We start from the raw sequence: 26,929 nt of genomic DNA, 5'->3' as shown, positions 1-26,929 counted from the left end.
GGAGCGGTCCCCCGAATCGGCCGAACACCGACCGGACACACCCCCGAAACGTCTCCGAAACGCCCGCGGGGAGGTCAGCTCGCCGAGGCGCGCGGGGCGTACATGTCGAGCAGGCGGGTGCGGGTCTGCTGCAGCCGCAGTGCCAGGACCCGCCCGACCCAGTGGCCGATCGCGGACCCGAAGGCGGGATCGGCGTCCATGAGCATCCGCACCCGCGCCCCGTCGAACTCGTACGCGCGCACCGGCGTCATCGCCTCGGCGCTCAGCTGCCACGTGTACGGCGGGAACAGCCAGGACCAGCCCACGAGCTCACCGGGACCGAGGTTCTCCACCGGCGCGGGCGTACGGCGGCCGGTCACGGGGATCTGCAGGGTCACGGTGCCGGAGCGCACGATCCAGAAGGACTCCGCCCGGGTGCCTTCGTCGAAGATCCGCGCACCCTCGGGAAAATTGACCTCGCGGGCCTGGGACATCAGCAGGCCACGATGCTCGGCGGACAGCACGGCGGCCATCCGGACGGGGGAAGGTGTGCTCACGACGGCCTCCGATCACGACCCCCCACAGCGCACTGCTAAACCCAGTGTCGCCGACGCGCGCCCGATCCAGACCGGATCGGGCGGCGCTTCTTCCGGAGGGGCCGGGGGACGCACCGCGCACGGCCGCCCCCGCCCTGTCCCGCCCCGTACCGTGCCCGCCGGCGCGGGCGGGCACCGTACGCGTGCTAGTCCTCGGCGTTCGCCTCCAGGCAGGCCACTTCCATGGTGTCCAGCACCGCTTCGTGGCTGCGCCCGCTCAGCTCCGCGACGTTCTCGATCTGCGCCGTCGCCCAGGCCGCCAGCGTCATGGCCAGCACCCGCAGGCCGTCGGTGCCGTACTCGGCCAGGATCTCGTCCGTGACGGTCATGGCGTCCTCGGGCACCTGCTCCGGCGGCTCCAGGCCCGCGAGGCCGCGCAGCATCGCGAGGGTGCGGCGCGAGATCTCCGGGGTCAGCCTCGCCAGCCGCATGTCCTCTTCTTCGTCCATCCGCCCCACCCCTCCACACTCCGGTGCCGTGCCCATCACCTCAGGGCACCGTAGAGGGACGCGGCGCCGCGCGGGGCCGTTTCGTCAGGGTGACTTCCCCCGGGGCGCGACCGGCCGGTAACTTGACCGGCGGCAGCCGTCCGGATCCGGACGGCCGGACCCCGGCAGGAGCGAGATGAAGAGTCTCTTACGCACGGTTCTCGGCGCCCTCCTCCTGCTGGCCGGCACCCTGCCGGCGCTGCCGGTCACGACCGCCGCGGCGACGGCCGTGAGCGCCTCGGACGCCCCGCACACCACGGACGCCACGGAGGGCTGGACCCCGCCGCTGTCCACCCGGGGCCGGTACATCGTGGACGCGCGGGGCGACCGCTTCCGGCTGCGCTCCGGCAACTGGGACGGAGCCCAGGGGTCCTGGAACGGCTCCGGCGACCGCGACGACCCCGCCACGCACCACAGCGGCCAGAACTCCCACGGCATCCCGCTCGGCCTGGACCGCGTCCCGCTGCCCGCCCTGCTCGCCGACTTCCGGGCCCTGGGGCTCAACAGCATCCGGCTGCCCTTCTCCAACGAGATGCTGCGCGAGGGCGCGCCCGTCCCGGACGCGGCCGTCGCCGCCAACCCGGCGCTGCGCGGCCGCACTCCGCTCCAGGTCTTCGACGCCGTCGTCGCCGCCCTCACCGACGCCGGTTTCGCCGTCATCCTCAACAACCACACCGTCACCACCCGCTGGTGCTGCGGACTGGACGGCAACGAGCGCTGGAACAGCGGCCGCACCACCGCCCAGTGGGCCGACGACTGGGTCTTCCTCGCCCGCCGCTACCGCGACAACCCGCGCGTGGTCGGCGCCGACCTGTACAACGAGGTCCGCCGCGACGTCTTCGACGACCCCAACTGGGGCCTCGGCGACCACCACGACTGGCACGCGGCCGCCCAGGAGGCCGCCGACCGGATCCTCACCGAGGCGAACCCGAACCTGCTGGTCGTGGTCGAGGGCATCAACTGGTTCGGGCTGCCCGTGGACGGCTTCCCGCACGGCCGCCCCACCCTCACCCCCGTACGCACGCTGTCCCACACCCTGGTCGTCTCGAACAAGCTGGTCTACTCGGCGCACTTCTACGGGTACACCGGTCCGCGGCACAGCGGCGCGACCGGCGTGGGCGAGACCAGCGACCTCCGCTACCAGGACATGACCGCGGCCCAGCTCGAACAGACCCTCTACGACCAGGCCTTCTTCGTCTCCGCCGAAACCGGCGCGCACTTCACGGCACCCGTGTGGGTCAGCGAGTTCGGCATCGGGGCCGACGAGACGGGAGCGGCCCCGCGCACCTGGTTCGAACGGCTCGGCGGCCGGCTCACCCGCTCCGACGCCGACTTCGCGTACTGGCCCCTCGTCGGCTGGAGCACCGGCTCCCAGGGCGCCCCGGGCGGCGACACCTGGGCCCTGCTGCGCTACGACGCCGCCGGCCACCGCTCCGGCGTCCTGGACGCGGGGGACTGGCGCACCGCGCACTGGTCCGCGCTCACCGGCACCCCCGGCCGTACCGGGCCCGTCGCCGCCACGCCCGGTTGGCACCAGCTGACCACGGACCACCGCGACCACAACGCCTCACTGCTGACCCGGGCCGGCGGGGACTGGGACGGCGGCGCCCGCAAGGCGGTCTGCCCCGACGGCGCCCTCCTCACCGGGCTCGGCCACACCGGCGGCCGCGGCCTGTGCGCCGACTCCGGCCTGCGGGCCGCAACGGGCGGGCACACCGTGGTCCGCGACGAGAGGCACGTCCCGCCGGGCGGCGACTGGGCCACCGGCTACACCAAACTCCAGTGCCCCGGTGGCCAGTTCCTTATCGGCTACAGCCTGCGCGGCGAGCGGGTCTCGGCCGCCCTGTGCGCACCGGCCCGCTCGGCCCTCCCCGCGGGCGGCCGCACCCTCTGGTTCGACCGCGGCGACAACCGTCCGCCGGGCGGCCCCGGCGGCGACTTCGCCACCGGGCACTACAAGGGCCAGTGCCTGACCGGCGAATACGCGGCCGGCATCGCCTTCACCACCCGCGCCGCCACCCGCCCCTCCCCGGCCGCCCTCCTCTGCCGCCCCCTCCCGGCAGCCTGACCCTCGGACCCCCGTCCGCGGGTACGGGCGCCGCGGCGCGACGGCGCGATTGCGCATCCGATACGTCAAGTGGGGTGAACGGGAGGCCGATTCGTCCTAGGGTGCGCCCGTACGCATGAGCGCGGGCCGCCGTTCGGCGGTTTCCGGCCATGCCACGGCGGCCGGGCACGGCACGGCCGCGCACCACACCGAACTGGGGGGTTCATGCGTAGATCCAGTGGATGCAGACGACTGGCGGCCGCTCTCGCCCTGTCCCTGGCCGCAACCGGCGCCGGACTGGCCCTCGGCCTCGTCCCGCAGGCAGCGGCCATCACCCCGCCCGTGGCGTTCACCGCCGACGCCCTGGCGACCTGGCAGCCCAACGGCGTGGTCTGGGCCCTCGCCGAGGCGGGCGGCAAGGTCTTCGCCGGCGGCACGTTCTCCACCGTACGCCCGCCCGCCGGCGCCGCCGGCAGCGAACAGCCGGCCGTGAACTTCGCGGCGCTCGACGCCGCCACCGGCGCCCCGACCTCCTGCGCGCTCTCCTTCACCGTCGGCTCGGGCACCGCCACCGTCCGCGCCCTCACCCTCTCGCCCGACAAGCAGACCCTGTACGCGGGCGGCTACTTCGGCGCCGTCAACGGCACCCCGGTCTCCAGCCTCGCCGCCATCGACGTGGCCACCTGCACCGTCAAGCCCGGCTTCCGGCCCGCCTTCGCGGCCACCGTACGGGCCCTCGCCGTCACCGGCGACACCGTCTACGCGGGCGGCGACTTCCTCACCGTCGCCGGCCAGCAGCGCGAACGCTTCGCCGCGGTCGACGCGACCGACGGATCCCTGCGCCCCTTCACCGCCGACGCCGACGAACCCGGCCGCGCCGTCGAGGTCACCCCCGACGGCACCGCCGTGCTGCTCGGCGGCGACTTCTTCACCGTCAACGGGACGAACACCCACGCCCTGGCCGTCGTGAACGCCACGACCGGCGCGCTCACCAAGTCCTACCCCGGCTTCATCGAGACCAACTCGGTCGTCAAGGACATCGCCACCGACGCGACCGGGTTCTACACCGCCAACGAGGGCACCGGCGGCGGCGTCTTCGACGGGCGGATCGCACTCGACCTCGCCGGCTTCGGCCAGCGCTGGCGCGATACCTGCCTCGGCGCGACCCAGGCCGTGCTCCCGTACCAGAACGTGCTCTACAGCGCCTCGCACGCCCACGACTGCTCCAGCGTCGGCGAGTTCCCCGACGGCCAGCGCCACCACCTGCTCGCCCAGCCCACCGGCGGAACCGGCAAACTCGGCTGGGCCCCCGACACCAACGACGGCATCGGCGAGGGCATCGGCCCCCGCGTGATGACGGTCGGCTCCAAGGGCGGCGTCCAGTACCTGTGGGTCGGCGGCGAGTTCACCACCGTCAACGGCGCCGCGCAGCAGAGCCTGACGCGCTTCGCCTCCACCGGGGACACCGGCGCGCCCAGCGTGCCCGTGGCCAGCGCCGTCAGCTTCAAACCCGGTGAGGCCCAGGTCCGCTGGCGCACCGCCCTCGACCTCGACGACAGCGCGCTGACCTACCGGATCCACCGCAACGGCGCGGCCACCCCGATCGCCACGGTCACCGCCGACTCGCTGTTCTTCCGCCGCCCCCAGGCCTCCTGGACCGACACCACCGTGACCCCGGGCCAGACGTACACCTACCGGGTGTCGGCGACCGACGCCGCCGGGAACACCAGCGCCCTGTCGGGCACCGCGAGCGTCACCGTCCCGACATCGGTGGACGGCTACCCGAACCAGGTGCGCGCCGACGGCGCCCAGCAGTACTGGCGCTACGACGAGTCCGCCCTGCCCTTCGCCGCCGACTCCTCGGACGGCGGCAACCAGAGCGGCGTGCACCTGAACGCCCCCGCCCTGCGCCAGTCGCCCGGCGCGGTCTCCGGCGCGAGCACCGCGATCGGCTTCAACGGCACGGACACCCAGGTGTACGGGGACAAGCGCCAGACCGTGGGCAGCACCTACACCATCGAGACCTGGTTCAGGACCAACACCACCCGCGGCGGCAAGCTCTTCGGCTTCGGGAACAACCAGGCGCGCGGCAGCAACCAGTACGACAAGCACCTCTACATGACCAACGACGGCCGGCTCGTCTTCGGTGTGTACACCGGCGCCACCCGCACCGTCACCACCAGCGCCGCCTACAACGACGACCAGTGGCACCACGCCGTCGCCACCCAGGGGCCCGGCGGCATGACGCTCTACGTGGACGGAGTCCAGAAGGGCACGCTGGGCGTCACCACGCACGAGAACTTCTCGGGCTACTGGCACGCCGGCGGCGACAGCCTCGGCGGCTGGCCGGACCGCCCGACGAGCGAGTACTGGGCGGGCCGGCTCGACGAGACGGCCGTCTACCCGACCGTGCTGAGCGCGGCGCAGGTGCAGAACCACTACGCCCTCGCCACCGCCCCGGCCGACTCGGTGGTGCGGGTGACCGCCTCGGAGGACACCTACGCCAACGCGGGCGCACCCGAGGGCAACTACGGGACCTCGAGTTCGCTCGCCGTACGGGGCTCCTCGTTCTACGCGAGCTACCTGCGCTTCAGCCTGCCCGCCGCGCCCGCGGGCACCGTGCTGAAGTCGGCCGTCCTCAGCGTCAAGACGAGCACCATGAGCGGCGCCGGCACGGCGGACACCGTCTCGGTCGTCCCGGTCACCGGGCCGTGGACCGAGGGCGGCACCACCTACAACAACCGGCCCTCGCTGGGCGGTCCGGCGCTCGGTGCCTTCGCGGGGATCCCGGACGGCTCGGCGGTGCACACCACGGGGCTGGACACCCAGACCGTCGCCGCGGCCCTCGGCGGCGGCTACGCCCTGGCCCTGAGCAGCGCCGGAACGGACGCCCTGTGGCTGTGGTCCTCGGAGGCCCAGGCCAACGAGGGCACCCCGCAGCTGACGCTGACCTTCGGCGCGCCGTGACCTAGCGGGTCGGAGAACGGCGGAGGGGGGTGGACTCCCAGCGGATCTCGCCGTCCTGGCGGTCGGGGGTCGGGCGCAGCCCGCAGGCCGTCGCGACGGCCGCCGAGGCGGCGTGGTCCGGATGGACGTGCGCGACCAGCAGACCGACGGGCAGCAGCCTGAGCCAGTCGGCGAGGGCGCGGGAGGCCTCCGTCGCGAACCCCCGGCCCTGCCAGGGGGTGCCGACGGTCCAGGCCAGCTCGGCCCGGTCGAGGGCCGGGGTGATGGTGGCCTGGACGGCGCCGACCAGGCACCCCGGCCCGCGCAGCCGCAGCACCCAGTTGGCCCAGACGACCGCGGGGTCGGGGGAGCCGGCGGCGAGCCGCTCGTAGCGGGCGCGCAGCGCGGCGGGCGGCAGCGGCGCCCCGCCGATGAAGGAGTGGAGGGCGGGATCGGCCAGGACGAGGGCCATCTCGTCGGCGTGCGAGGGGTGCAGGGGGACCAGGTCGAGTCGCCGGGCGGCGATCACGGGCGGCCGGACGACGGACCGGCGGACCTTGCCGGCCGAGCCCGGGCGGGGTGCGCCGTCTACGGCCAGGCAGATCCCGAACACCCGGTCGTGCCCGGTCCAGCCGTTCACCCGGCCCCGGTTGTTGCTGATCTGCACGCGCCGGCGGGCGGCGTCCACGGCCGACACCAGATGCAGGTACACCGAGCCCGAGACCCGCGCCAGCACGATGTCGCCGACTTCCAGCAGCGCGGGATCGGCCGGCGCGACCCGTACGAGCCCGCGGCTGGGGACGAGCGGCACCATGGTTCCGCCGGTCGGCCGGAACTCCACGGTCTCGCCCCGGCTGATGCGGTCCGCCAGTGCGTCGAGCATGCCCATCCGACGAGTGTCGGGGTACGGGGCTGTGCGGGCCACCGGATTTCGTCCGGCGGGGGCCCGGGCCGGGGCGGAGGTCAGCGCGGGGGTTCCACCTCGAGGAAGCGCCGCCCGCGGGGTCCCCGGTACAGGAGGCAGACCCAGCCCAGCCCTTCCAGTACGCCCGCGCACGCCGTCAGCCGCTCCTGCTCCTCCGCGGCCGCGCCCCCGCCCTTCGGTCCGGTCCAGGTCACCTCGACCCGCCCGGGCTCCGGCCCGGCGGCCACGCGGTAGCCCGTCCTCGTGGGCCGGCCCTCCCCGTCCGCCGCCGACGGAGTGATCCCCGAGGCCTCCAGGGCGAGGGCCACCGCGCGCGACGGCTGCCGAAGCTCCCACGGAGCGGGAACCGCCTCGCCCGCGGGACCGTTGACCAGACGGCGGATCTGCAGCAGCCCCTCCCAGGCCGTACGCAGCTCCGCCGCCCGCCCGGCGTCCGGCGCGGCCGGACCGGCACCGGTTGCGGGCTCGAAGCCCTGCCCGGCTGCCGCCATCACCCACCACCGCCCGCCTGGTCCGTCTGGTCCGTCTGAGTACGTCGTGCCCAACGGCCTGAGTACCCGCCCCGATTCCCCGCCGCTCCGCCGCTGGTCGAATGGGGCCATGATCTCCGAGGCCTCCACCAGCGCGCCGGCCCGCCCGCGCATGCAGCACGTCACCACCGCCGGTTCGGCCTTGGCCGTCGCCCTGGTGCCGCTCGTCGTCGGCGTACTGCTCGCCAAGGCGATGGCCGCCGACCCGATGACCCCGGTCAACGCTCTCATCGCGGGCGGTGGCCAGCGCGCCGCGCTGCCCCGCGGCGAATGGCGCCGCCGGGGCCGCACCACCGTGCACCGGCTGCGCGCCGCCCGCCGTGACACGGTCCGCCGGTGCGCTTCGGCGTGCGGCCGCCGACCCTGACGTCAGCGGCCGTACTGGCGCAGGCACAGGTCCACGATCGAGGGCGGGACGGCGCCCTCGGCTGCCGCGCACACCTCGTCCAGGCCCGGCGCCGGGGCAGGCCGCCGCACCGGGTGGGGCAGCGCCGGCTTGGCCGGGCGCGGGCGGCGGGGAGGGGCCGCCGGTTTCGCCGGGCGGGGAGCGGGCGGCCGGGCGGCGCGGGCCGGGGGCCGCGCCTGCGAAGGCTCCGGGCCCGGGGTGTCCGCCGCGGCCGCCGGCAGCTCACCCAGCGGCAGCGGCAGCGGCGAGGGCGGGGGAGGCGGGGCGTCGGGCGCGCCGACGTGCGGTACGGAACCGCCCGACGGGACCGGAGCCGGATCCTGCGGGCCGACGGAGACGCAGCCGGCGCTCGCGAGCAGCGCGAGGAGGGAGAGGGGCACGGCCCGGCGTAACTGCATCCGACCACCTTGCCGTACGGTCCGGCCGGGCAGGGCCCCGTCTCACGCGTCCGGGTGACGGCGGGCTCCGGACGACGAACACGGCGCGCGGGAATGACCGGGGTGCGTACGGGAATGACCGGGGGGTTGCGGGAAGGGGAACGGCAGTGCGGGTGACGGGGGAGGCGCGACCCCCGGTGCCCGGCGCCGCCCAGCCCTGCCGCCGGGCCCAGCCCTGCCGCCGGGCCCAGCCCTGCCGCCGGGCCCAGCCCTGCCGCCGGGCCCAGCCCTGCCGCCGGGCCCAGCCCTGCCGCCGGGCCCAGCCCTGCCGCCGGGCCCAGCCCTGCCGCCGGGCCCAGCCCTGCCGCCGGGCCCTGCCCGCCCAGTCCCGCCCGCCGACCAGCCCGTACGGAGCCCGATCCATGACCTCAGCCGCCGCGCCCGGCACCCCCGCGTCCGATCCCGGGCCGAGGAAGCGCAACGCGCCCGGTCCCGCCCACCCCGAGACCGGTCCGTCCGCCGAGGTCCCGGAACCCGACGGCGGGCCCGCCTGGAAGGGCTGGGCGGCCGTCGCGCTGATCGCCGTCCTCCCCGGAGCGGCCGCCGGGACCGTCCTGCTGCTCGCCTGGGGGCTCGCGTACGGCGGGGTCTCGGTCAGCCTCCAGCGGTGGATGCTCTGCGCGGCTCCGGCCTCGGCCGAGGCCGCCACCTCGCTCATGGTCGCGGTGTTCAACCTGGCCATAGCCGCGGGCGCGTTGCTCGGCGGCCTCGCCGTCGACGGCGTCTCGGCCCCCGCCGCCCCGCTCGCCGGAGCAGCTCTGATGCTGCTGGCCGCGGGCACCGTCTGGGCCACGTCGATCCGCCGGTAATCCGGCAGAACGGATGGAGACGGGCAGACCGGACACCCGGCTTGACCTGGGGCGTCGTGGAAGGCGAGAGTGCGCCGGTCGAGAACCACCGCTCGAGCACCACTTCGGAGAGGCCGCCGATGTCCCAGCCGGGCAGACCCCGTGCCCACGACTCTGACGAGAGCGCGGGCATCCCCGACGACCACCATCCGCTCGTCCGACCGTACTTCGCCTCCACGGGCGGCCCGTCCCGGCCGACGGAGCCGCCCTCCTGGATGCAGACCGGGCCGCTGTCCTTCCCGGGCCCGGCGCCGTCCCGCGCCGCCGCTCCCGCCCCGGCGCCCGAGCCCGCTCCCGAGCCCGCCGCGGAGCCCGCTTCCCCCACTGCGGGCGGGCGTCGCGGCGGCGGGCGGGCCGTGGCCGCAGGAGTCCTGTTCGCGCTGGCGCTGGCCGGCGCCATGGTCCTCCTGCCGGGAGACCCCGGTCCGGTGACGCCGCCCCGCTCCGAGCGGGCGCCCGAGCTGTCCGTACCGGTGCTCCCGGCGCGCAGTCCGGGTGCGGACGGCGAGCCCGGGCCCGAAGCCGGCGCAACCGCGACCGCACCCACCGGCGCGCCCTCGGCCAGGGCCGGGGGATCCGCCTCCCCGGGCGCGTCCGCCCAGACCGCCGCGCCCGGCCCCGAGGCCACACCCGCGCCGAGCGCGCCGCAGGCCGCGGGGTCGTCGGGCCCGCCCGGGACGCTGCGCATGGGCGACCGCGGTCCGGAGGTGCGCGCCCTGCAGGAGCTGCTCTTCGGGCAGGGGTTCACGTACGTCTCGATCACGGGCGTGTACGACGGCCAGACCCGGCGCGGTGTCAGCCAGCTCCAGCGCGACCGGGACATCAAGGGCGACCCGCAGGGCGTCTACGGCCCGGCCACCCGGGCGGCGCTCGCCTGACGGCCGCCGGGGCTCCCGCCGGGGTCGCCCGCCCGAGGATCCGCCCTCAGCGGCCGCCGGAGACCTTCAGGACCGCTCCGGTCGTGTACGAGGCCTCCGGCGACAGCAGCCACGCGATCGCCCCGGCGATCTCCTCGGGCTGTCCGGGCCGGCCGAGCGGGATCCCGGCCGCGGCGCGGGCCGGGCGGTCGGGATCGCCCATCGCCGCGTGCATGTCGGTCTCGATGACGCCCGGCGCCACGGCGTTGACCCGGATGCCGTCCCGTCCCAGCTCCTTGGAGAGCCCGACGGTCAGCGTGTCGACGGCCGCCTTGGTCGCGGCGTAGTGCACGTACTCGCCCGGGCTGCCGAGGGTGGCGGCCGTCGAGGAGACGTTCACGATCGCCCCGCCGCCGGACTCCGCCATGTCCCGCGCCGCCCGGCGGCAGCACAGCAGATATCCGAGGAGGTTGACCTCGACCACCCGGCGCAGATCCTCGGTGCGGGTATCGGCGAGCCGGCCCAGGGGGCCGGTCACCGCGGCGTTGTTGACCAGCCCCGTCACGATGCCGAGTTCGGCCCCGGCGACGTCGAAGAGGCGCTCGACACCGGACTCCTCGGAGATGTCCCCGCGCACGGTCACGCAGCGGGCACCGGCGTCCCGCACCCGCTCGGCGACGGCCTCCGCGGCCGCCACGTCGTGCGCGTACCCCAGCACCACGTCGTGCCCGCCCGCGGCCAGCCGCAGGCAGGTCGCGGCGCCGATGCCTCTGCTGCCGCCGGTGACGACGGTGACCGGACGAGATGACATGGCGGGCTCCTGGAGGCCGAAGGCGGGTTCGGGGCCGAGGATACGCGAGGCCCCCGGAGACCCCCCTAGCACTCCGAAAAGCGCTGGACCAGCGAAAATGGCGGCGCGGAGAGTAGGCCCGGGCACGCCGTCCGCACATCCGCACCAGATCCGAGGGGGAGCTGCCATGTCGACTCTGAGAGTCACCGCCGAAGAGCTGACCGTCCACGAGCACCCGAACGCCGACGCGTTGGAGCTGGCCCAGGTGGGCCTGTACCGGGCCGTCGTCGCCAAGGGGGCCTACCGCACGGGCGAGTTCGCCGTGTACATACCCGAGCAGGCGGTCCTGCCGGCCGGGCTGATCGAGGAGCTGGGACTGACGGGACGGCTCGCCGGCAGCTCCGCAGACCGGGTCAAGGCGGTCCGGCTGCGCGGCGAGCTCTCGCAGGGGCTGGTCTGCCGGCCGCGAGCGCTCGCCGACGTCGACCTGGCGCAGGCGGCCAAGGAGGGCGCGGACTTCGCGGAGCTGCTCGGGATCACCAAGTGGTCGCCGCCCGTACCGACCACGATGAGCGGCGACGTGGAGTCGGCCCCGGACCTGATGCCGTGGGTGGACATCGAGAACCTCCAGCGCTACCCGCACATCTTCGAGCCGGGCGAGCCCGTCGTCCTGACCGAGAAACTGCACGGCACAGCGAGCCTGTTCACGTACGTGGCCGAGGGCGGGCGGGTGCTGGTCTCCTCGAAGGGCTTCGGCGCGAAGGGCCTCGCGCTGAAGGAGGACGAGCGCAACGTGTACTGGCGGGCCGTACGGGGCCACGGCGTACCGGCGGTGGCGGCCGCGCTGGCCGAGCGGCTCGGCGCGTCGCGGGTCGGGATCTTCGGGGAGGTGTACGGGGCGGGCGTCCAGGACCTCGGGTACGGGACGGTCGTGCGCACCGCCGACACGCCGCCGGGGTACGCCGTCTTCGACGTGTCCGCGGAGATCGACGGGCAGCTGCGGTGGCTGGATCCGCAGGTGGTGCTGGCGGACGGCGAACTGCCGTTGGTGCCGCGGCTGTACGAGGGTCCGTACGGGCTGGACAAGGTGCTGGAGGTGGCCAGCGGCCGCGAGACCGTGTCCGGGCGGGGCCTGCACCTGCGCGAGGGGGTCGTCATCCGCCCGGCGGCGGAGCGCTACAGCCCGGTCGTGGGCGGCCGCGCCATCGCCAAGGCGGTCAGCCCGGCGTACCTGACCCGCAAGGGCGGCACGGAGTACGAGTGACGGGGCGGGGACCGGGGCCGTGCCCCTGACCCCGCACCTGGCAAGCGGCGTCAGCGGAGCCCAGCCCCGCCGGCGTTTGAGGCGCGGGCGCGGAGCGCCGTACGGGGTCCGGGGGGAGCCCCGGTTCGGGAAGGGGCGGGGGAGCGGCCCCGTCCCGTTCCGGCAACTCCCGGCCTCGGCACCACCGTTGACGCGGATCCCGGTGGCCGGGATGATCCCGGGAGAGCGCTCTCCCGCAACGCGCCCCGGCGAAAGGCACCGGCATGGACGGCGGCGGTCCCGCCCCCCGGCTCGATCTCCGCGCGGCCGTCCGGCTGCTCACCGGCGCCGACACCTGGCGGACCCACGCCGAACCGGCCGTCGGGCTGCGGGAGATGGTGTTCGCCGACGGCCCCGCCGGTGTCCGCGGGCCCGGCTGGGACGAGGCGCGGACCTCCGCGCTGCTGCCCTCCGCCAGCGCCCTCGGCGCGCTCTGGGACGAGGACCGGGTGTGCCGGCTCGGCGCGCTCCTCGGGGAGGAGGCCCGCCGCAAGGGCGTGCACGTCCTCCTCGCTCCCACCCTCAACCTGCACCGCGGCCCGCTCGCCGGCCGGCACTTCGAGTGCTTCTCCGAGGACCCGCTGCTCGCGGCCCGCACCGGTGCGGCCCTCGTCCGCGGCATCCAGTCCCGCGGGGTGGCGGCCACCGCGAAGCACTACGTCGCCAACGACTCCGAGACCGACCGGCTGACCCTCGACGTCCGGGTCGGGGAACGAGCGCTGCGCGAGGTGTACCTCGCGCCCTTCGAGGCCGCCGTGCACGCCGGGGTCTGGGTGGTGATGTCGGCGTACAACCGGGTCAACGGAGCGACCATGACCGAGAGCCCGCTCCTCGCGGAGCCCCTGAAGGGGGAGTGGGGATTCGACGGGGTGGTGGTCTCCGACTGGGGCGCCGGCCGGTCGACGACGGCCTCCGGCGTCGCGGCGCAGGACCTGCTGATGCCGGGCCCCGGCGGGCCCTGGGGGGAGGCGCTGCTGGACGCGGTGCAGCGCGGGCGGGTCCCGGCCGCGGCCGTCCGGGACAAGGCGCGCCGGCTCCTGCGGCTCGCCGGACGGGTCGGCGCGCTCGGCCCCCTGGCCGCCGACGGGGAGCCGGCCGGGGAGCCGGCCGGGGAGCCCGACGCCCGGACGCTGCTGCGCGCGGCCGCCGCCGCGAGCTTCGTCCTCCTCGAGAACAGGGGCGTACTGCCCCTGGACCCCGGGGCCCGGGCTCCGGCCACCGTCGCCGTCATCGGAACGCACGCCGACGACCCGCGCGTCCAGGGCGGCGGCAGCTCCGAGGTGTTCCCGCACGCCGTGGTCACCCCGCTGGCCGGGCTGAAGGCCGCGCTGCCCCCGCCGGTGCGCCTCGTCCACGAGCCGGGACCGCCCCCGGCCGACGGCGGTGGTCCGGCGCCGCTCGGCGCGCGGTACGCCCGGGACCCGGAGACCGGCGCACCCGGCGTACGGCTGCGCGTGCTCGACGCCGCCGGCGCCGTACTGCACCGCGCGCACCAGCCCTCGGGCCGGGTGCTGGAGCCCGAACTGCCCCCGGGCGCCCACACGGTCGAACTGGCCGCCGTACTCCGGCCGGACGCGACCGGAAGCTGGACCCTCGGGCTCGCCGGCTTCGGCACGCTCGGCCTCACGGTGGACGGACAGCCCGTGCTGGCGGGGGAGTTCCCGCCCGGGACGGACGATCCGGCCGTGGTGCACGTCCGCCCGCCCCAGCAGACCGTCCGCGTCCACCTCACCGCCGGCCGCCCGGTCGAGGTCCGCGCACACCGACGGCTGGCTCCCGGCACCGGCCGGGCCACCGTCCTGACGGCCGCTGCACCCGCGCCCGACCCCGCCGGATCGCTCGCCGCCGCCGTGGCCGCCGCCCGCGACGCCGACGTGGCGGTCGTCTGCGTCGGCACCACCGACGGCGCGGAGTCCGAGGGCCGGGACCGCACCTCGCTGCGACTGCCCGAGCCGCAGGACGAGTTGGTGCGGCAGGTCATCCGCGTCCAGCCCCGTACCGTCGTGGTCGTGAACGCGGGCGGCCCCGTCGAACTCCCCTGGCGCGCAGAGGCCGGCGCCGTGCTCCTCACCTGGTTCCCGGGGCAGGAGGCCGGCCACGCCCTCGCCGACGTCCTCCTCGGCCGCGGCGAACCCGGCGGCCGGCTCCCCACCACCTGGCCGGCGGCCCTCACCGACGCCGCCGTCCGCACCACCCGCCCCACCGCCGGGATCCTCCCGTACGAGGAGGGGCTCCACGTCGGCCACCGGGCCTGGCTGCGCGCGGGCCGGACCCCCGCCTACTGGTTCGGCCACGGTCTCGGCTACACCACGTGGCGGTACGAGGCCCTCGGCGCGCCGAGGCCGCGGGCGGACGGCGGCTACCGGATCCCCGTCGTCCTCCGCAACACCGGCGACCGCCCCGGCCGCGAGGTCGTCCAGGTCCACCTCTCCCGGCCCGGCTCGGCGGTCGAGCGGCCGGTGCGCTGGCTCGCCGGGTGGACCGCGGTGCGGGCCGGGCCGGGGGAGCGGGTGACGGCGTACGTACGGATCCCCGCCCGCGCCCTGAGGCACTGGTGCCCGGCGGCCCGCGCCTGGGTGACGGAGCCGGGCCGGTTCACCGTACGGGCGGGCCCCACCGCGGGCGAACTCCCGCTGCGGGCGGAGCTGGACACCTCCGGGTAGGGCCGCGCCGGACCGTCCCCGGCCCTCCCGCAGGGTCCGCCCGCGCCCTCGGAGAACCGAACCTCCCCCAACTGCGTGCCAGCGGGCGCCACTTCGGCATGCGCGCGAAGACGGGGGAACACGGATGGGACCGATTTCGGGAACGAGGAGGGCGGCACTCGCCGCCGCACTGGCCCGGCCTGCTGGTCACGGCGACGCTGTCGGCCGGCGCCGAGCTCCTACGCGGCGAGGGCCGCTCGGGGACCGGCTTCTCGGTGCGGCGCGCGGCCGAGCACACCTACGTCATCCCGCAGGACGCCCTGCGAGGCGTTCGAGGTGCCCAAGGGCGGGCCGCGGCCCTGTGGTCGGCGGTCACCGGCCGTACGGACGCCCGCCCGGCGGGGGCGAAGGGCCTGATCAGCGCCACACCGATGAGCGGGGACGGATTCTCCGCGGGAGTGCAGCCCGAGTCCGAACGCAGTCTGCCGCTGGCCGCCACCCAGTACCTCAGCGCCACCGGGGTGCGCTGGGCCTGGACCGCCTCGCAGCTGGGCGCCGAAGGCGAGGAGCGCATGATCTGCACGAAGGGTCCGGTGGCCTACAAGCCGGCCACGCGGCACGCGCTGACCTTCAACACGGGCGTGGTCGGCCCCGATCCGGAGGCCTCCGACGACCAGGGCGCGACCCGGTACGGCGACTACATCGACTCCAGGGTCCAGCTGTTCAACGACGGCAGCGGCCACTCGGGCTCCTCCGTCGTCACCGGCGGGTTCGCGCGGCTGGAGTCGGGCGGCCGGGTCATCGCCGAGGGTCCGGCCACCGGCTGTCTGAGCGCCGAGGTCCCGGCCGGCTCCGCGGCGTACCGCCTGAGCATGGCGGCGAGCCGCTCCGCCGAGGACACGTCCATCAGTACGAAGGTGGCCGTGGCCTGGACCTTCACCTCGGCCCGCCCGCCCGGCGAGGAGCCGGCCCGGCCGCCGCTGTCGACGGTGCGGCTCTCGCCGGAGCTGAGCCTGGGCGGGACGGCAGCCGCGGCCGGCCGGCCGGCTCGCCGAGCTGACCGTCGGCGTCTCCTACGACGGGGGAGCGACCTGGAAGCCGCTCACCGTGACCACCGGCTCCAAGGGGGCCCGCTCGAGGGTGAAGCACCCGGCGGCGGCCACGGCCGTGTCCTTCCGGGTGGACCTCAAGGACAAGAGCGGCAACACGATGCGCGTGACCATCACGAACGCCTACCGGCTCGCGCGGTGAGGTGAGGCCGCTACAGTGCCGCCATGGAAACGGGGCGGGGTACGGCAAAGCGCCTGGCGGGAGCGGGAGTCGGGGCGGGCGGGGCGCCGACCCTGGAGGACGTGGCCCGCGCGGCGGGGGTCTCGCGGGCCACGGTGTCCCGGGTGGTCAACGGCGTCCGGAACGTGGACCCGGCCATCCGGCAGGCGGTGCAGCGGGCCGTCGCCGCGACCGGGTACGTGCCGAACCGGGCCGCCCGCTCCCTCGTGACCCGCCGGTCCGGAACCGTCGCCCTGGTCGTCTCCGGCGCGGGCGCGGCGCCGGACGGGGCGTCGGCCGGGGCCCGGGACGGGGCGCGGGACGGGTTCGCGGCCCGGGTGTTCGAGGACCCCTTCTTCGGGCGCGTGGTCGGCGGGGTGGCCGGCGCGCTGCGGCCGGCCGGTGTGCACCCGGTGCTGATGTTCGCCGACACCGGGGAGGACCGCGCGCAGGTGCTCGCGTACCTGGCGCAGGGCAGCGCGGACGGGGCCCTGCTGGTCACCACCCATCCCCGGGACCCGCTGCCCGGGATGCTCGCGGCGGCCGGGCTGCCCGCGGTGCTGTTCGCGCGCCCGGCGGCGGGGGTGCCGCTCGACCACGTGGACCTGGCCCACCGCGAGGGCGGTGCGCTGGCGGCCCGGCACCTGCTCGGGCTCGGGCGCGGGAGGCTCGCGGCGATCGGTGGCCCGGCGGACGTGTCGGCGAGCCGGGAGCGGATGGCGGGATTCCGCGAGGCGGCGGGCTTCCGCGAGGCGGCGGACGGCCGGGACGGCGGGGCCGACGGGGCCGGCGGGGTCGGCCACGACAGCCGCCCGGGGGTGCTCCGCGTCGCCGAAGGGGACTTCACGCTCGACGGAGGCGAGCGGGCGATGCGCCGCCTGCTCGCCGAACAGCCGGACCTGGACGGGGTGTTCGCTGCGAACGACCTGATGGCGCAGGGGGCCTGCCTGGTACTGCGCGAGCACGGCCGCCGGATCCCGGACGACGTGGCGGTCGTCGGCTTCGACGACTCCGGCGCGGCGTCGGCCTGCCGGCCGCGGCTGACGACCGTGCGCCAGCCGGTGGAGGAGATGGCGGCGGAGATGGTCCGCCTGCTCCTGGACCGCGTCGCGGGCACCGCGCCCCCGGAACCGGCCTCGGTGCTGTTCGCCCCCGCCCTGGTGGTCCGCGACTCCGCCTGACGGGCGCCGCGGGCCGCGGCCGCCGCAGGCCGCGGGCACGCCTGCGCCCTACAGGCCCGCGCCGCGCACCTCCAGGGCCGTCCGCCAGCCCGGGGGTTCGGTCTGCGGGTCCGGGGCCGCGCGCCGGCCGCCGGTCGCGAAGAACGCGGAGAGCGGGAGGGTCGCCGCGCCGACGGTGACCGCGTCGGGGCCCAGGGAGCCCATGCCGACGGTGACCCGGTCGGCCGGATGGCGCAGCGCGTACCGGGTCGCGTGCCCCCGTACCGACGGGAGGATGTGCGGGCCGAGCATCAGGCCCGCCCAGCCGCCGATCAGGATGCGCTCCGGCTGGAACAGGTTGATCAGGTCCGACAGCCCCGCGCCCAGGTACTCCGCGGTCTCCTCCAGGACCTCCCGCGCCACCGGGTCCCCGGCACCGGCCGCGGCCAGCAGGCCGGAGAGGGCCTCCTCCTCGTCCACGGAGTCCACCGGGCGCCCGCCGGCCGCTCCGCCCCGCTCCGCCCAGCGCGCCAGCAGGGCCTCGGCGCCCGTGTAGGCCTCCAGGCAGCCCAGCGCCCCGCACCGGCAGCGCCGCCCGCGCACGGAGACCGTCAGGTGGCCCCACTCCAGCGGTGTGCCCTCGGTCGTCCCGCCGTCCGGTGAGCCGTCGGTGATCAGGCTGGCGCCGACGCCGGAGCCGAAGAGCACGACGACCGCCTCCCGGGCCCCGCGGCCCGCCCCGAACCACATCTCCGCCTGGCCGAGGGTCCGTGCGCCGTTGTCGATGATGTACGGGACCTCCTGCGGCAGGGCCCCGGTGGCGCGCAGCAGCTGCTCCAGCGGCACCGCGTCCCAGCCGATGGTCTGGCCGTGCACCACGGTCCCGCCCGGAGCGTCGCGGTCCACGATGCCGGGCACCCCGACGCCCACGCCCAGCAGCCGCTCGGTGCCGACCCCGGCTTCGGCGAGCACGGTCTCGATCCCGTGCCGGATGTGGTCGACGATGGGCCCGACGTCGTAGCAGCCCCGCGGCAGCAACGGCATCTCGGTGCGCGCCAGTTCGGTGAGGGTCAGGTCGAACAGCTCGACACGGACCCGGGTTTCGCCGACATCGACGCCGATCATGTGCGCGCTGCCGGCCGACACGCGCAGCAGGGTGCGGGGCCGGCCGCCGTCGGAGTCGACGATCCCGGCCTCCTCCAGCAGTCCGTCGGCCACCAGCTCGCCCACGACGTTGCTGACGGATCCCGAGCTCAGTCCGGTGGCGGGCCCCAGCTCCTGGCGGCTCATCGGCCCTCCGAAGTACAGCCGTTGGAGGACGGCGCTCCGGTTTCCCCGCCGCAGGTCCCGCACCGTTCGCCCGCTACGCCCCGTGGTCATCCGGCCCCTTCCGCAGTGACATCGCTCGCAACATACCCTTGCGCGACCCCTTGACGCGACCCTTTCACGAGGCTTAACTCACGTCCTAAATTAAGGCCTGGACGGAGCACTCCACGTCGGCCTTTCCCCGACCTTCGCCGAAAGGGACCGAGCTGCCATGCGCAGAACCAGAGCCGCTGCCGCCGCCGCTGTCACAGTCTCCCTCCTCGCCACCGCCGCCACCGCCTGCGGCGGCGGATCCGCCGACACCGGCGGCGGCAGCAACACGGCGCCCAAGGAGCTCACTTACTGGGCCTCCAACCAGGGGGCCGACATCGCGGCGGACCAGGCCACGCTCGGCCCCGAGCTGAAGAAGTTCGAGCAGCAGACCGGCATCAAGGTCAAGCTCGAGGTGGTCCCCTGGTCCGACCTGCTCAACCGGATCCTCGCCGCCACCGCCTCCGGACAGGGCCCGGACGTCCTCAACATCGGCAACACCTGGTCCTCCTCCCTCCAGGCCACCGGAGCCCTGCTCCCCTGGGACGCGAAGAACTTCGAGGCGATCGGCGGCAAGGACCGCTTCGTCGAGTCCGCCATCGGCTCGGCCGGCGCCGCCGGGAAGGACCCGGCCGCCGTACCGCTCTACTCGATGTCCTACGCGCTCTACTACAACAAGAAGATGTTCCGGGAGGCGGGCATCGAGAAGCCCCCGGCCACCTGGGACGAGCTGGTGACCACCGGCCAGAAGCTGTCCAGGGACGGCAAGTGGGCGCTGGGCGCGGAGGGTTCCAACCTCTCCAACAACATCCACCAGGCCTTCGTCCTCTCCCAGCAGCACGGGGCCGAGTTCTTCGACGCCGCCGGAAAGCCCACCTTCGACACCCCCGCCAACGTCGAGGCCGTCAAGCAGTACGTCGACCTGATGGCCAAGGACAAGGTCATCTCGCCCGGCAACGCCGAGTACGACAAGAACCAGTCCCTCCAGGACTTCGCCAACGGCAAGACCGCCATGGTCCTGTGGCAGAGCGCGGCCAGCAGTTTCAAGGCGCACGGGATGAAGGAGGGCGACTGGGGCGTCGCCCCCGTCCCCGTCCCGGCCGGGGGCACGCCCGGCGCCGGCCGCAACACCAACTCCATGGTCGCCGGCATCAACATGGCCGTCTTCAAGAACACCGACAACATCGACGGCGCCCTGAAGTTCGTGAAGTTCATGACCAGCGACGAGGAGCAGAAGCTCCTCAACAAGACCTACGGGTCGATCCCGCCGGTCAAGGCCGCCCAGACCGACCCGGCCTTCGCCACCGAGGACCTCACCGTGCTCCGCACCACCCTCGCCACCAGCGCCGCCCCCCTCCCGCAGGTCCCCGAGGAGTCCCAGTTCGAGACCGCCGTCGGCACCGCCGTCAAGGAGCTCTTCGCCGACGCCGCCGCCGGCCGCCCCGTGACCACCGACTCGGTCAGGGCGAGGCTCACCAAGGCCCAGCAGCAGATGTCGAACTGAGCCGCGCCCGATGACCTCCGCACCCGCCACGCTCCCACCCGGCACCCCGACGGGACCGCGGCAGCGCGGCACGGCGCCCCGCGCACGCCGCCCCGGCCGCCCGCCGCGCCCCGGCCGCCTGCGCCGCGGCGCCCTGCCCTACCTCCTGCTGCTGCCCGCCCTGCTCCTCGAACTGCTCATCCACCTCGTCCCGATGGCGATGGGCATCCTCATGAGCTTCCGCGGGCTCACCCAGTTCTTCATCCGGGACTGGTCCCGCGCCCCCTGGACGGGCTTCGACAACTACGAACTCGCCGTCGACGTCAACCGGCCCGTCGGCGAGGCCCTCCTCGGCTCCTTCCTCACCACCTGCCTGTTCACCCTGCTTTCCGTCGGCCTGTGCTGGCTGCTCGGCACCGCGGCCGCGGTGTTCATGCAGGAGGGCTTCCGCGGCCGCGGCCTCCTGCGCGCCCTGTTCCTCGTCCCGTACGCCCTGCCCGTCTACGCGGCCGTCATCACCTGGGCGTTCATGTTCCAGCGCGACAACGGCCTGGTGAACCACGTCCTGCACGACCAGCTCGGTCTCGGCGGCGCCGAGCACACCTTCTGGCTGCTGGGCGACAACAGCTTCTGGGCGCTGCTGACCGTGTCCGTGTGGAAGGGCTGGCCGTTCGCCTTCCTCATCGTGATGGCCGCGCTCCAGAACATCCCCAAGGACCTGTACGAGGCGGCCGCGCTGGACGGGGCCGGCATCTGGCAGCAGATCCGCCGGATCACCCTGCCCTCGGTCGGAGCGGTCAACCAGGTGCTGATCCTGGTGCTGTTCCTGTGGACCTTCAACGACTTCAACACGCCGTTCGTCCTGTTCGGGAAGTCCGCCCCCGAGGCCGCCGACCTGATCTCCATCCACATCTACCAGTCGAGCTTCGTCACCTGGAACTTCGGCACCGGATCGGCCATGTCCGTCCTCCTGCTGCTGTTCCTCCTGCTGGTCACCGCCGGCTACCTGCTCCTCACCACCCGCGGCCGGAGGGACGCCGATGCCCGCTAGCCCCCGGACCCGCAGCCCGCTCGACCCGCCCCGCTCCTTCCGGGCGATCCGGGCCGTCTTCCTGACCCTGCTCGCCGGCTTCGTCCTGCTGCCCGTCTACGTGATGGTCACGAGCTCGCTCAAGCCCCTCGAGGACGTGGCGGGCCAGTTCCGCTGGATCCCCACCGGGCTCACCATCCGGCCCTACATCGACATCTGGCACACCGTGCCGCTCGCCAAGTACTTCGTGAACTCCCTCATCGTGGCCGGCGCCGCCACCGTCTGCTCCGTGGTCATCGCCGTGTTCGCCGCGTACGCCGTCAGCCGCTACCGGTTCCGCGGCAAGCGCCTCTTCACGGTGACCGTGCTCTCCACCCAGATGTTCCCCGGCATCCTCTTCCTCCTCCCGCTGTTCCTGATCTTCGTGAACATCGGCAACAGCACCGGCGTCGCGCTCTACGGGTCCCGCGGCGGGCTCATCCTCACCTACCTCACCTTCTCCCTCCCCTTCTCCATCTGGATGCTCATCGGGTACTTCGACTCGGTGCCCCGCGACCTCGACGAAGCGGCCACCGTCGACGGCTGCGGCCCGCTCGGCGCACTGTTCCGGGTCGTGATCCCGGCAGCCGTCCCCGGCATCGTCGCCGTCGCCGTGTACGCCTTCATGACCGCCTGGGGCGAGGTGCTCTTCGCCTCCGTCATGACGAACGACACCACCCGCACCCTCGCCATCGGACTGCAGGGCTACTCCACGCAGAACGACGTGTACTGGAACCAGATCATGGCCGCCTCGCTCGTCGTCAGCATCCCCGTCGTCGCCGGATTCCTGCTGCTGCAGAAGTACCTGGTGGCCGGACTCACGGCAGGAGCCGTCAAATGACCCTTTCCGAAAGCCTTCCCGTGACCGGGCCGCAGGCCGCCGACCGCGCGGTCGACCTCGACGCGCTGCCCGCCGACTTCGCCTGGGGCACCGCCACCTCCGCCTACCAGATCGAGGGCGCGGCCGCGGAGGACGGCCGCGCCCCCTCCATCTGGGACACCTTCAGCCGCGTCCCCGGAGCCGTCGACGGCGGTCACACCGGCGACACGGCCTGCGACCACTACCACCGCTGGCGCGGCGACATCGCCCTGATGCGGCAGCTCGGCACCAACGCCTACCGGCTGTCCGTCGCCTGGCCGCGCGTCGTGCCCGGCGGCTACGGACCCGTCAACGCCAAGGGGCTGGACTTCTACGACCGGCTGACCGACGGTCTGCTCGAGGCCGGCATCGAGCCCAACGTCACCCTCTACCACTGGGACCTGCCCCAGGCCCTCCAGGACCGCGGCGGCTGGCCCGAGCGCGCCACCGCCGAGCACTTCGCCGCGTACGCCGGCCTCGTGGCCGAACGCCTCGGCGACCGCGTCACCCAGTGGGCCACCCTCAACGAGCCGCTCTGCTCGGCCTGGATCGGCCACCTGGAGGGCCGGATGGCCCCCGGCTGGACCGACCTCACCGCCGCCGTCCGCGCCTCCTACCACCTGCTGCTCGGCCACGGCCTCGCCGCCCGGGCCGTCCGCGCCGCCGCCCCCGCCGCACGCGTGGGCATCGTCAACAACCTCTCCACCGTCGAGCCCGCCACCGGCAGCGACGCGGACCGGGCCGCCGCCCGCCGCATGGACGGCCACGTCAACCGCTGGTGGCTCGACCCCGTCCACGGCCGCGGCTTCCCCGCCGACATGCGCGAGGTCTACGGCGTCGACCTCCCCGAACGCCCCGGCGACCTCGCCACGATCGCCGCCCCCCTCGACTGGATCGGCCTCAACTACTACTTCCCGCAGGTCGTCACCGCCGACCCGGCCGGCCCCGCACCCTTCGCCCGCCAGATCGACCGGCCCGGCGTCCCGCGCACCGGCATGGACTGGGAGGTCGACGCCGACGGCCTGGAGACGCTGATCATGCGCCTGCACGAGGAGTACGGGGACCGGCGCATCCACATCACCGAGAACGGCTCCTCGTACCCCGACACCGTGGACCCGGACGGCCGCGTCCACGACCCCGAACGGGCCTCCTACCTGACCGCCCACCTGGCCGCCTGCGCCCGCGCGTCCCGCCGCGGCGCACCGGTGGCCGGCTACTACGCCTGGTCGCTGCTGGACAACTTCGAATGGGCCTACGGCTACGACAAGCGCTTCGGCCTGGTCCACGTGGACTACGCCACCCAGCGCCGCACGGTGAAGACCAGCGGCCGCCGCTACGCGGAGCTCATCGCCGCGCACCGGGCCGCCCGCTGACACCCCGTCCGCCGACGCGCCCCGCGCCCGCGCCCGCCCCGCTTCTCGGGCCGGGCGCGGTGCGCGTGGTGGGATGGGCCCCGGGGCGGGTCCAGCAGCTCACGGAGAGGTCGGGTACATGCCGCAGGACAACACCATGCGAGGGATGGCGTACGAGACGTACGGCGGAACGGAGGTGCTGAGGGACACCAGGCTCCCCGTCCCCAAGCTCGGCCCGGGCGAGGTCCTCGTCCGCGTGAAGTGCACCGCGGTCAATCCGGTCGACTGGAAGATCATGGGCGGCGGCCTCGACGCCCTGATGGACGTCGTGTACCCCGTCGTTCCGGGCTGGGACGTCGCCGGCACCGTCGAGCGGGTCGGCATCGACACCCCCGAGTTCGCCGAGGGCGACGAGGTCATGGCCTACGCCCGCAAGGACTACGTGCACGGCGGGACCTGTGCCGAGTTCGTCACCGTGCCCGTACGGGCCCTCGCGCACAAGCCCGCCGCGCTCGGCTGGGCCGAGGCGGCCGCCCTCCCGCTCGCCGGACTCACCGCCTACCAGGTCCTGACCCGGCTGCGCACCGGCAAGGACGACACCGTCCTCATCCACGGCGCCGCGGGCGGCGTCGGCTCCTTCGGCGTGCAGATCGCCCGCGCCCTGGGAGCCCGGGTCATCGGCACCGCCTCCCCGCGCAACCACGACCGCGTGCGCGAACTCGGCGCCGAGCCCGTCGCCTACGGGGACGGGCTCGCCGAGCGGGTCCTCGCCCTGGTCCCCGACGGCGCCACCGTCGTCGCGGACTTCGTCGGCGGCGTCCTCGACGTCACCCGCAGGGTGCTCCACGACGACGGCCGGCACGCCTCCATCGCCGACCCCACCGTGACCGGCTCGGGCGGCGAGTGGATGTGGGTGCGCCCGGTCGGCGGCGACCTGGCCGAGCTGGGCCGGCTCGCCGAGGCCGGACAGCTCACCGTGACCGTCGCACGGACCTTCCCGCTGGCCGAGCTGGCGGCCGCCTACGAGCTCAGCCAGGGCGGACACACGGCGGGCAAGATCGTCATCGAGGTCTGAGCCCGTGCCCGTGAGGGCATGCGGAACCGCGCGCCGCCCGGCGGGGAGAGGGGCGACGCGCGGGGTCCGCGCGGGGACGCGGGGCGGCCGCCGGGCCGCCCCGCGTCTGCCGGGGGTCAGGGGTGGATCAGGGGAACGAGACGACGGTCGAGGGGATGGTCGAGGTGCCCGAAGTGGGGCCACCGACGGAGTTGATGACGTGCTCGTACTGGCCGTTGCCGCCCAGCGAGACCACGAGCAGGTCGTGGAACCGCACACCCGGCTTCACCGGTGCCTGGAAGCCGTGGTCCTGACGGATGGTCGGATCCACGTTGTAGTAGCAGTAGCTGCCCAGGCCCCACCCCTCGTGGGTGTCGACGGAGTCGGCCACCTTGTAGGCCGCGTAGCCCTTGACCGGCCCGTTCTGGATGGCGGCCTGGTTGGGCGCGTCGTAGGCCTTCTCGTTCTGGAAGAAGATCGTGCGGCCGCGCTCGCCGTTCCACTCCACGTCGTACTTGTTGAAGTGCTCGACGAACAGCCCGGTGGCCAGGACGTCGTCCCCGTTCACCCGGAACCCGTAGTCGGAGCGGTTGGTCTCCCAGCCCACCCCGTCGCCGTGGTCGGCCCGCCAGATCCAGGTGTGGTCGACGATCGTGTCGTGGTTGTTGATCACCATGCCGACCGTGGCCTTGCCCGCCCCCGCACCGCCGACCCGGACGAACACGTCCTGCACGGTGGTGGGGTTCGCCGCGTGGTCCGTACCGGCGCCGGCCGGACCGACCTCCAGCAGGGTGGGCGAGTTGACGGTGCCCGCGTCGATCAGGAATCCGGCCAGCCGCACGCCGTCCACGTCGGCGACCTTCATCGCGGTCACCCCGTTGTCCGGGACGATCGTGGCCAGACCGAGTCCCAGCACGACCGTGTCCGCACGGTTGACCTGGATGGTCCGGTCCACGTGGTAGACGCCCGGGGTGAACAGCAGGTGCAGGCCCTGGGCCAGCGCCGCGTTGATCGTCGCCGCGCTCGCGCCGGGCCTGGCCACGTAGAACCGGCTCAGCGGGACCGAGCTCCCCTGCGGTGCGCCGTTGCCCCAGGAGGTGCCGCGGGCGTTGGTGCGCTTCGCCGGGACGAAGACCTTGTACTCGCTGCCGTCCAGGTACAGGAAGGGCTTCTCCCGGGAGACGGGGGTGGTGTCCAGGGTGGTGTAGGGCGGGTTCGGGTACGACTGCGCCGGCGCGCCCTGGGTCCCGGAGAACACCTGGTTCCACACCGCGTTGGACCAGCCGCCGATCGAGCTGTCGCGGGTGTACCACTGTTGCTGCGAGTAGTTGCCGATCTGGCCGTCGATCCTGGAGTCGGCGATGTAGCCGCCCGAGGCCCAGCCGTAGCCGTCGGGAGCCAGGTTGAGCCCGCCCTTGACGTGCATCCGGCGGAACGGCGCGGCCTGCGAGACGGCCCAGCGGTTGGTGCCGCTGACCGGGTTCAGCGCGAGGTTCTCGGCCGAACGCCAGAAGTTCTGGGTGGCGTTGCCGCCGAACCATCCCGCGTCGACGGTGATGTCGCCGTTGATGGTGGTGTCGTCGGGGCTGAGGCCGAGGCCGGAGACCGAGGTGTAGAAGCCGAGCTGGGCGTTGAGCCCGTTGTAGGTGCCCGGCTTGAACAGGAACTGGTAGCGGCCGGAGCCGAACTGGGCCGACTCCTGCTGCCGGAAGACCTCGTCCAGCCGGCCCTGGATGTCCGGGGTGGACGGGTCGAAGACGATCACGTTCGGGCCGAGGTCGCCGCCGCCGGGGATGACCGGGTCGGTCCCGGCGGTCCCGAGGACCTGGAACTCCCAGAGCGAGTAGCCCCAGGCGGTCGCCCGCTGGGTGCCGTGCACCCGGACGTAGCGGGCGGTGCCGGAGATGTCGTGGGTCTGGACGCCGCCGGTGCTCGCGGCCGTCTCGTAGGCGGTGGACCACTGCCGGCCGTCGGCGGACAGCTCGACCCGGTACGCCTTCGCGTACGCCGTCTCCCAGCGCAGCACCACCTGGCTGAGCTGGGCGGGGGCGCCGAGGTCGACCTGTACCCACTGCGGGTCGGCGAACTGGCTCGACCAGCGGGTGCCGTTGTCGCCGTCGACGGCCGCGCCGGCGGGCGTCCCGGCGCCCTCCACGCTCGAGGCGGTGGCGGGCTTGCCCTGGGAGAGCAGCACGGGGGCCGCCTGGGCGGCGGTGCCCGGCAGCAGGACGAGGAGGGCCGCGACCAGTGCGGCGGCGAGCGCCGCGACGGTGAGCCGCGGCGGGCGATCGGAGAGGAGGGGCATGCGGGTGCTCCTGACGTCATGGATCCGGGGGATCGAAGCGTGAGTGAACTGCCCGCCGACAGGGCCGTCAAGGGTTTCGGCGTTCATGAACTGAAGACCAAACGGCATGTCAGTTGCCCATCAGGCCTGTGAACTTGGAGTTTTTTCAATCCTTGTGAAAAGTGTTGACGAAAAAACCTCGCAGGGCTGTACTGATGCTCTTACCGCTCCGTCCCGCCGTGCCCGCTG

At 74.5% G+C, this 26,929-nt stretch carries 22 protein-coding genes; 14 read left to right on the top strand and 8 right to left on the bottom strand.

Annotation, left to right across the window (positions count from 1 at the left end; all coding sequences use genetic code 11):
• Positions 1–74 precede the first annotated feature (74 nt).
• On the bottom strand, positions 75–536 hold the full coding sequence (locus tag ACTVZO_RS04135; protein ID WP_443297035.1) for a Crp/Fnr family transcriptional regulator: 462 nt from the start codon (positions 534–536) through the stop codon (positions 75–77).
• A 185-nt stretch (positions 537–721) separates the two neighbouring features.
• Positions 722–1,024, bottom strand: coding sequence for a hypothetical protein (locus tag ACTVZO_RS04130; protein WP_443297034.1), 303 nt, complete (start codon positions 1,022–1,024; stop codon positions 722–724).
• A gap of 175 nt (positions 1,025–1,199) precedes the next feature.
• Here ACTVZO_RS04130 and ACTVZO_RS04125 point away from each other — a divergent pair, with 175 nt between their 5' ends.
• Both ACTVZO_RS04125 and ACTVZO_RS04120 read left to right on the top strand, forming a co-directional pair.
• Entirely contained in the window at positions 1,200–3,131 is a 1,932-nt protein-coding gene (locus ACTVZO_RS04125; RefSeq protein ID WP_443297033.1) for a glycoside hydrolase family 5 protein, read from the top strand.
• Positions 3,132–3,335: 204 nt separating this feature from the next.
• Positions 3,336–6,077, top strand: coding sequence for a DNRLRE domain-containing protein (locus ACTVZO_RS04120; protein WP_443297032.1), 2,742 nt, complete (start codon positions 3,336–3,338; stop codon positions 6,075–6,077).
• A 1-nt stretch (position 6,078) separates the two neighbouring features.
• On the opposite strand, the gene ACTVZO_RS04115 is transcribed toward ACTVZO_RS04120, so the two are convergent.
• Entirely contained in the window at positions 6,079–6,585 is a 507-nt protein-coding gene (locus tag ACTVZO_RS04115) for a GNAT family N-acetyltransferase (RefSeq protein WP_443303041.1), read from the bottom strand.
• 434 nt (positions 6,586–7,019) lie between these two features.
• Positions 7,020–7,472 carry a hypothetical protein gene (locus ACTVZO_RS04110; protein WP_443297031.1) on the bottom strand — a complete coding sequence of 151 codons (453 nt, stop codon included), beginning with the start codon at positions 7,470–7,472 and terminating at the stop codon, positions 7,020–7,022.
• Positions 7,473–7,581: 109 nt separating this feature from the next.
• On the opposite strand from ACTVZO_RS04110, the gene ACTVZO_RS04105 reads away from it, so the two are divergent.
• Positions 7,582–7,878 (top strand): hypothetical protein, encoded by a 297-nt coding sequence (locus ACTVZO_RS04105; protein WP_443297030.1) that lies wholly within the window; start codon positions 7,582–7,584, stop codon positions 7,876–7,878.
• A gap of 2 nt (positions 7,879–7,880) precedes the next feature.
• On the opposite strand, the gene ACTVZO_RS04100 is transcribed toward ACTVZO_RS04105, so the two are convergent.
• Entirely contained in the window at positions 7,881–8,315 is a 435-nt protein-coding gene (locus tag ACTVZO_RS04100) for a hypothetical protein (RefSeq protein ID WP_443297029.1), read from the bottom strand.
• A 401-nt stretch (positions 8,316–8,716) separates the two neighbouring features.
• Here ACTVZO_RS04100 and ACTVZO_RS04095 point away from each other — a divergent pair, with 401 nt between their 5' ends.
• Both ACTVZO_RS04095 and ACTVZO_RS04090 read left to right on the top strand, forming a co-directional pair.
• Positions 8,717–9,163 (top strand): hypothetical protein, encoded by a 447-nt coding sequence (locus ACTVZO_RS04095; protein WP_443297028.1) that lies wholly within the window; start codon positions 8,717–8,719, stop codon positions 9,161–9,163.
• Positions 9,164–9,282: 119 nt separating this feature from the next.
• The gene (locus tag ACTVZO_RS04090; protein WP_443297027.1) at positions 9,283–10,080 is read left to right on the top strand and encodes a peptidoglycan-binding protein; all 798 of its coding nucleotides are present in this window, start codon (positions 9,283–9,285) and stop codon (positions 10,078–10,080) included.
• Between the two features lie 46 nt (positions 10,081–10,126).
• Here ACTVZO_RS04090 and ACTVZO_RS04085 read toward each other — a convergent pair whose 3' ends face one another.
• The gene (locus tag ACTVZO_RS04085; protein ID WP_443297026.1) at positions 10,127–10,870 is read right to left on the bottom strand and encodes an SDR family oxidoreductase; all 744 of its coding nucleotides are present in this window, start codon (positions 10,868–10,870) and stop codon (positions 10,127–10,129) included.
• Positions 10,871–11,036: 166 nt separating this feature from the next.
• On the opposite strand from ACTVZO_RS04085, the gene ACTVZO_RS04080 reads away from it, so the two are divergent.
• From ACTVZO_RS04080 to ACTVZO_RS04065, 4 genes are all read left to right on the top strand, one after another.
• Positions 11,037–12,113, top strand: a complete 1,077-nt coding sequence (locus ACTVZO_RS04080; protein WP_443297025.1) for an RNA ligase (ATP) — start codon at positions 11,037–11,039, stop codon at positions 12,111–12,113.
• 263 nt (positions 12,114–12,376) lie between these two features.
• On the top strand, positions 12,377–14,815 hold the full coding sequence (locus ACTVZO_RS04075; RefSeq protein WP_443297024.1) for a glycoside hydrolase family 3 C-terminal domain-containing protein: 2,439 nt from the start codon (positions 12,377–12,379) through the stop codon (positions 14,813–14,815).
• Between the two features lie 98 nt (positions 14,816–14,913).
• The gene (locus ACTVZO_RS04070) at positions 14,914–16,050 is read left to right on the top strand and encodes a hypothetical protein (protein WP_443297023.1); all 1,137 of its coding nucleotides are present in this window, start codon (positions 14,914–14,916) and stop codon (positions 16,048–16,050) included.
• Between the two features lie 18 nt (positions 16,051–16,068).
• Entirely contained in the window at positions 16,069–17,244 is a 1,176-nt protein-coding gene (locus tag ACTVZO_RS04065; protein ID WP_443297022.1) for a LacI family DNA-binding transcriptional regulator, read from the top strand.
• A gap of 48 nt (positions 17,245–17,292) precedes the next feature.
• Here the strand turns inward: ACTVZO_RS04065 and ACTVZO_RS04060 are convergent, their stop codons facing one another.
• Entirely contained in the window at positions 17,293–18,603 is a 1,311-nt protein-coding gene (locus ACTVZO_RS04060) for an ROK family transcriptional regulator (protein ID WP_443297021.1), read from the bottom strand.
• A 157-nt stretch (positions 18,604–18,760) separates the two neighbouring features.
• Between ACTVZO_RS04060 and ACTVZO_RS04055 the strand changes: the two genes are divergently transcribed.
• From ACTVZO_RS04055 to ACTVZO_RS04035, 5 genes are all read left to right on the top strand, one after another.
• Positions 18,761–20,083, top strand: a complete 1,323-nt coding sequence (locus tag ACTVZO_RS04055; RefSeq protein ID WP_443297020.1) for an ABC transporter substrate-binding protein — start codon at positions 18,761–18,763, stop codon at positions 20,081–20,083.
• Positions 20,084–20,093: 10 nt separating this feature from the next.
• Entirely contained in the window at positions 20,094–21,113 is a 1,020-nt protein-coding gene (locus ACTVZO_RS04050; protein ID WP_443297019.1) for a carbohydrate ABC transporter permease, read from the top strand.
• Positions 21,103–21,972 carry a carbohydrate ABC transporter permease gene (locus ACTVZO_RS04045; RefSeq protein ID WP_443297018.1) on the top strand — a complete coding sequence of 290 codons (870 nt, stop codon included), beginning with the start codon at positions 21,103–21,105 and terminating at the stop codon, positions 21,970–21,972. Before ACTVZO_RS04050 ends, ACTVZO_RS04045 begins: the two co-directional genes overlap by 11 nt.
• On the top strand, positions 21,969–23,363 hold the full coding sequence (locus tag ACTVZO_RS04040) for a GH1 family beta-glucosidase (RefSeq protein WP_443297017.1): 1,395 nt from the start codon (positions 21,969–21,971) through the stop codon (positions 23,361–23,363). The genes ACTVZO_RS04045 and ACTVZO_RS04040 overlap by 4 nt, the downstream gene beginning before the upstream one ends.
• A gap of 136 nt (positions 23,364–23,499) precedes the next feature.
• On the top strand, positions 23,500–24,417 hold the full coding sequence (locus ACTVZO_RS04035) for an NADP-dependent oxidoreductase (protein WP_443303040.1): 918 nt from the start codon (positions 23,500–23,502) through the stop codon (positions 24,415–24,417).
• Between the two features lie 127 nt (positions 24,418–24,544).
• Here the strand turns inward: ACTVZO_RS04035 and ACTVZO_RS04030 are convergent, their stop codons facing one another.
• Positions 24,545–26,701 (bottom strand): discoidin domain-containing protein, encoded by a 2,157-nt coding sequence (locus tag ACTVZO_RS04030; RefSeq protein WP_443297016.1) that lies wholly within the window; start codon positions 26,699–26,701, stop codon positions 24,545–24,547.
• Between the last annotated feature and the right edge of the window lie 228 nt (positions 26,702–26,929).

This window comes from Streptomyces sp. IBSNAI002, from assembly GCF_052244475.1.
GTDB lineage: Bacteria > Actinomycetota > Actinomycetes > Streptomycetales > Streptomycetaceae > Streptomyces.
Note: the sequence above shows the minus strand (reverse complement) of the source record. Positions and strands in the feature narration are given on the sequence as shown.

Bases quoted from the DNA above. Each gene is read 5' to 3' on its own strand.
- ACTVZO_RS04105 (WP_443297030.1), top strand. From the start codon at position 7,582: ATGATCTCCGAGGCCTCCACCAGCGCGCCGGCCCGCCCGCGCATGCAG.
- ACTVZO_RS04080 (WP_443297025.1), top strand. From the start codon at position 11,037: ATGTCGACTCTGAGAGTCACCGCCGAAGAGCTGACCGTCCACGAGCAC.
- ACTVZO_RS04030 (WP_443297016.1), bottom strand. From the start codon at position 26,701: ATGCCCCTCCTCTCCGATCGCCCGCCGCGGCTCACCGTCGCGGCGCTC.
- ACTVZO_RS04045 (WP_443297018.1), top strand. From the start codon at position 21,103: ATGCCCGCTAGCCCCCGGACCCGCAGCCCGCTCGACCCGCCCCGCTCC.
- ACTVZO_RS04055 (WP_443297020.1), top strand. From the start codon at position 18,761: ATGCGCAGAACCAGAGCCGCTGCCGCCGCCGCTGTCACAGTCTCCCTC.
- ACTVZO_RS04075 (WP_443297024.1), top strand. From the start codon at position 12,377: ATGGACGGCGGCGGTCCCGCCCCCCGGCTCGATCTCCGCGCGGCCGTC.
- ACTVZO_RS04110 (WP_443297031.1), bottom strand. From the start codon at position 7,472: ATGGCGGCAGCCGGGCAGGGCTTCGAGCCCGCAACCGGTGCCGGTCCG.
- ACTVZO_RS04120 (WP_443297032.1), top strand. From the start codon at position 3,336: ATGCGTAGATCCAGTGGATGCAGACGACTGGCGGCCGCTCTCGCCCTG.
- ACTVZO_RS04060 (WP_443297021.1), bottom strand. From the start codon at position 18,603: ATGACCACGGGGCGTAGCGGGCGAACGGTGCGGGACCTGCGGCGGGGA.
- ACTVZO_RS04035 (WP_443303040.1), top strand. From the start codon at position 23,500: ATGCGAGGGATGGCGTACGAGACGTACGGCGGAACGGAGGTGCTGAGG.
- ACTVZO_RS04085 (WP_443297026.1), bottom strand. From the start codon at position 10,870: ATGTCATCTCGTCCGGTCACCGTCGTCACCGGCGGCAGCAGAGGCATC.
- ACTVZO_RS04050 (WP_443297019.1), top strand. From the start codon at position 20,094: ATGACCTCCGCACCCGCCACGCTCCCACCCGGCACCCCGACGGGACCG.
- ACTVZO_RS04100 (WP_443297029.1), bottom strand. From the start codon at position 8,315: ATGCAGTTACGCCGGGCCGTGCCCCTCTCCCTCCTCGCGCTGCTCGCG.
- ACTVZO_RS04070 (WP_443297023.1), top strand. From the start codon at position 14,914: ATGCGCGCGAAGACGGGGGAACACGGATGGGACCGATTTCGGGAACGA.
- ACTVZO_RS04125 (WP_443297033.1), top strand. From the start codon at position 1,200: ATGAAGAGTCTCTTACGCACGGTTCTCGGCGCCCTCCTCCTGCTGGCC.
- ACTVZO_RS04090 (WP_443297027.1), top strand. From the start codon at position 9,283: ATGTCCCAGCCGGGCAGACCCCGTGCCCACGACTCTGACGAGAGCGCG.
- ACTVZO_RS04130 (WP_443297034.1), bottom strand. From the start codon at position 1,024: ATGGACGAAGAAGAGGACATGCGGCTGGCGAGGCTGACCCCGGAGATC.
- ACTVZO_RS04065 (WP_443297022.1), top strand. From the start codon at position 16,069: ATGGAAACGGGGCGGGGTACGGCAAAGCGCCTGGCGGGAGCGGGAGTC.
- ACTVZO_RS04040 (WP_443297017.1), top strand. From the start codon at position 21,969: ATGACCCTTTCCGAAAGCCTTCCCGTGACCGGGCCGCAGGCCGCCGAC.
- ACTVZO_RS04095 (WP_443297028.1), top strand. From the start codon at position 8,717: ATGACCTCAGCCGCCGCGCCCGGCACCCCCGCGTCCGATCCCGGGCCG.